This is a genomic window from Streptomyces flavofungini (assembly GCF_041028215.1).
In the GTDB taxonomy this organism is placed as follows: Bacteria; Actinomycetota; Actinomycetes; order Streptomycetales; family Streptomycetaceae; genus Streptomyces; species Streptomyces flavofungini_B.
This window is the reverse complement of the sequence record NZ_JASKYR010001360.1, coordinates 1-1,185: the sequence shown is the minus strand read 5'-3', so window position 1 is coordinate 1,185 and position 1,185 is coordinate 1. Positions and strand designations below refer to the sequence as shown.

1 protein-coding gene and 1 pseudogene are annotated in these 1,185 nt (G+C 74.7%); both read left to right on the top strand.

Annotation, left to right across the window (positions count from 1 at the left end; all coding sequences use genetic code 11):
• On the top strand, positions 1 to 296 hold a 296-nt coding region (locus tag AB8Z36_RS41060; RefSeq protein ID WP_369218431.1), incomplete at its 5' end, for a putative sulfate exporter family transporter.
• 95 nt (positions 297 to 391) lie between these two features.
• A pseudogene (locus tag AB8Z36_RS41055) lies at positions 392 to 1,185 on the top strand (ATP-grasp domain-containing protein); the annotation flags it as partial.

The window sequence follows — 1,185 nt, the reverse complement described above, 5'->3', positions numbered from 1 at the left end:
GTGTGGTCGCGGGGGACGGGAGCGGCAAGGCCGCCAAGCGTCCGCCGCTCGTGCCGCTGTTCGTCGCCGGGTTCCTCGCCATGGTCCTGCTGCGCACCACGGGGCTGCTGCCCGGCGGTGCGCTCGACGCCGCCCAGACGGCACAGGAACTCCTGCTCGCCGCCGCGCTCTTCGGGCTCGGCAGCGCGGTCGACCTGCCCTCGCTGACCCGCACGGGCGGCCGGGTCGCCGCGCTCGGGCTGCTCTCCTGGGTCGTCATCGCCGGGATCTCGTACGCGGGTGTGCTGCTGACCTGAGCCGCGGGGGCGCGGGAGGCGGTTGTTAGCCTGCGGGGTCGAAGTCCCGTACGCACGAACAGGCGTACGGGGAACCGGCAGAGCTAGGAGTTCCCGTGGCAAGCCCCCGCATCGCGCTGGTGACCCAACGCCCGCGGCCGGAACGCGACCGTGATCTGGGCGCCCTGGCGCGGGCCCTCGGCGAGGCGGACGCCGAGGTCCGCGTCATCGGGTGGGACGACCCGGAGGCCGACTGGGCCGCGTTCGACCTCGCGATGATCAGGTCGACCTGGGACTACAGCTGGCGCACCGAGGAGTACGTGGCGTGGGCCGAGCGCTGCGCCGGGCTCACCCGGCTCGCCAACCCGGCGGACGTCGTGCGGTGGAGCACCGACAAGCGGTACCTGGGTGAGCTGGCGGCGGCGGGCGTGCCCACCGTGCCCACGGCCTACTTCGCGCCGGGCGAGCGACCTGAACTCCCCGACGGCGACAGGGAGTTCGTCGTCAAACCCGCCTCCGGGGCCGGGTCGCGGTACGCCGGCCGCTACCGCGCCGATGAGCGCGGCACGGCCCTCGCCCACATCGCCCGGATGCACGGCGAGGGCCTCACCGCCATGGTGCAGCCCTACGTACGGCGGATCGACGTCACCGGGGAGCGCGCCCTCGTCTTCATCGGCGGACAGTTCCTGCACGCGATACGCAAGGGCGCGGTCCTCGCGCCCGGCACGCCCTACGACGCCGCCAAGACGGCCCACCCGACCTGCGCCCCCACGAGCCGTCCGCCGCCGAACTGGAGGTCGCCGCGCGGGCGCTCGCGGCCGTGCCCGGCGAGCCCGAGCTGCTCTACGCGCGCGTGGACATCGTCGACGGCGACGGTCCGGACGACGGCCCGCGCCTCATGGAGCTGGAG